This window comes from Streptomyces sp. UH6, from assembly GCF_013421635.1.
Classification (GTDB): Bacteria; Actinomycetota; Actinomycetes; order Streptomycetales; family Streptomycetaceae; genus Streptomyces; species Streptomyces abyssomicinicus.
The window spans coordinates 1-2,645 of sequence record NZ_JACADT010000797.1 but is presented as its reverse complement, the minus strand read 5'-3'; the positions used below and the strand labels follow the sequence as shown (position 1 = coordinate 2,645).

Genomic DNA, 2,645 nt, shown 5'->3' with positions numbered 1-2,645 from the left:
GCGGTGCTGCCGGGCGGGCGGGACACGGCGGACAGCCCCGACGACGTCGTGCTGCTGGCGGCCCGCTTCGACTGAGCGGCTCTCCGCCGCAAGGGTGTGGGGAGGAAGGACGGGCGGCACGGGGGGAGAGACGGGTGGCGGCGGCGGACGGTGGCGGGGCCACCGGACCGCACCCGCCGCCGGCCGGCGGTCGCCGCTTCGGCACGTGCTCCGCGTCACCCGCTCCTGACCGTCCGCCCCTGGGGTCGCGTTCCCCTCGAAACGTACGATGGTGAGTACATCTGTACCTGAGGAGGACGACGTGGCCGAAGAGCTGCCGGAGACCCCGGACACCGAAGCCGAAGAGCCGATCAAGCAGCGCAAGAACGGCCTGTACCCGGGCGTGTCCGACGAGCTCGCCGAGAACATGAAGTCCGGCTGGGCCGACACCGAGCTGCGCGACCTGGAGCCGATCGCCCAGGCCGGGGAGACCGCCCGCCGCCGCGCCGCCCTCTCCGCCCGCTTCCCGGGCGAGCGCCTGGTCGTGCCCGCCGGCAACCTCAAGACGCGCTCCAACGACACCGAGTACGCCTTCCGCTCCTCGGTGGAGTACGCCTACCTCACCGGCAACCAGACCGAGGACGGCGTCCTGGTCCTGGAGCCGGCCGCGGACGGCCACCGGGCCACCCTCTACCTGCTGCCGCGGTCCGACCGGGAGAACGGCGAGTTCTGGCTCTCCGGCCAGGGAGAGCTGTGGGTCGGCCGCCGCCACTCCCTCACCGAGGCCGAGCTGCTGTACGGCGTCCCCTGCTCCGACGTGCGCGAGCTGGCCGACCGGCTGCGCGAGGCGACCGGCCCGGTCCGCGTGGTCCGCGGCTACGACGCCGGCGTCGAGGCGGCGCTGACCGACAAGGTCACCGCCGAGCGCGACGAGGAGCTGCGGGTCTTCCTCTCCGAGATGCGCCTGGTCAAGGACGACTTCGAGGTCGCCGAGCTGCAGAAGGCCGTCGACTCCACCGTCCGCGGCTTCGAGGACGTGGTGAAGGTCCTCGACCAGGCCAAGGCCACCTCCGAGCGCTACATCGAGGGCACCTTCTTCCTGCGCGCCCGCGTCGAGGGCAACGACGTCGGCTACGGCACCATCGCCGCCTCCGGCCCGCACGCGTGCACCCTCCACTGGGTCCGCAACGACGGTCCGGTCCGCTCCGGCGACCTGCTGCTCCTCGACGCCGGTGTGGAGACGCACACCTACTACACGGCCGACGTCACCCGCACCCTCCCGGTCGACGGCCGCTTCAGCGAGATCCAGCGGAAGATCTACGACGCGGTGTACGAGGCCCAGGAGGCCGGCATCGCCGCCGTAAAGCCGGGCGCCAAGTACCGCGACTTCCACGACGCCGCCCAGCGGGTCCTCGCGGAGAAGCTGGTCGAGTGGGGCCTGGTCGAGGGCCCGGTGGAACGCGTCCTGGAGCTCGGCCTCCAGCGCCGCTGGACACTGCACGGCACCGGCCACATGCTCGGCATGGACGTCCACGACTGCGCGGTCGCCCGCACCGAGACCTACGTCGCGGGCACCCTCGAGCCGGGCATGTGCCTCACGGTCGAGCCGGGCCTCTACTTCCAGGCCGACGACCTCACCGTGCCGGAGGAGTACCGCGGCATCGGCGTGCGGATCGAGGACGACATCCTGGTCACCGAGGACGGCAACCGGAACCTGTCCGCCGCCCTCCCGCGCCGCTCCGAGGACGTCGAGGCGTGGATGGCGCGGCTCGACGGCTGACGCCCGCCCGCCCGTCCGAGGGCCCCGGACCGCTGGAACACAGTCCACCGGTCCGGGGCCCTCGTCGTCGTCGTGCTCCGCTCAGACCGCGGCGGTCAGCGGGGCGTTCTCGCGCCACTTGAGGAGCTTGTCGAAGCTGACGACCGCACCCCCCGCGCCCGGCAGGTTGTCGACGCGCACGTGGTCGGCGAGCTTCTGGATCAGCATCAGCCCCCGCCCGCTCTCCGCCTCCGCGCCGGGCTCGGTGACGAACGGGTACAGCGCGCCGCCCGCGAAGCCCGGGCCCGAGTCCGACACCTCGATCCGGCAGCGCTCGCCGTCCAGGTAGGCGGTCACCTGGTAGGCGGCAGCCGCACCGGCCCCCTGCCCGCCGTGCTCCACGGCGTTGGCACAGGCCTCGCTGAGGGCCACCGACAGGTCGTAGCAGATGTCCGGGTCGACGCCCGCGGTCTCCATCGCGCCCAGCAGCAGGCGGCGGGCGAAGGGAACGCTGGCAGCCTCACGCCGCAATTGGAGTGACCACAAGATGCTCATGCTCCTGCCTCCAGGCCGCGGCTCGGCTCGACATACCGTTACGTATTGCCCTCGCTGCGTGGGCGTAAGCGCCCGGTTGACGTGAGAACGCCCATACGGCGGCGGACCATACGGCAGTACTCGGCGCATTACGGACCTGGTCTGGGATGAGGAAGGGACCAGTGGGATGATGGGGCGGCCATGACTGCCCTCCACCAGCGCACGGCGCACACCGGGGACTCCCTCCGGTATCCGCGGGCCGCGGCCTTCGCCGCGGTCTGCGTCGTGCTGGCCGGCGGAGGGCATGTTCTCGCGTCCTCGGTGCCCTCGGCAGCGGCCTCCGTGGCCGCCGCGGCCGCGCACCCCGCCGTGC

General features: G+C 72.6%; 2 protein-coding genes. One reads left to right on the top strand and one right to left on the bottom strand.

Annotation, left to right across the window (positions count from 1 at the left end; all coding sequences use genetic code 11):
• Positions 1-301: 301 nt before the first annotated feature.
• Positions 302-1,759: an aminopeptidase P family protein gene (locus tag HW445_RS25970; protein WP_308799932.1), complete on the top strand. Its 1,458-nt coding sequence runs from the start codon at positions 302-304 to the stop codon at positions 1,757-1,759.
• 81 nt (positions 1,760-1,840) lie between these two features.
• Here the strand turns inward: HW445_RS25970 and HW445_RS25965 are convergent, their stop codons facing one another.
• Complete coding sequence (locus HW445_RS25965; RefSeq protein ID WP_180223323.1) at positions 1,841-2,293, bottom strand: ATP-binding protein; 453 nt, start codon at positions 2,291-2,293, stop codon at positions 1,841-1,843.
• Positions 2,294-2,645 lie beyond the last annotated feature (352 nt).

Coding starts and splice junctions, on each gene's coding strand:
- HW445_RS25965 (WP_180223323.1), bottom strand. CDS start 2,293: ATGAGCATCTTGTGGTCACTCCAATTGCGGCGTGAGGCTGCCAGCGTT.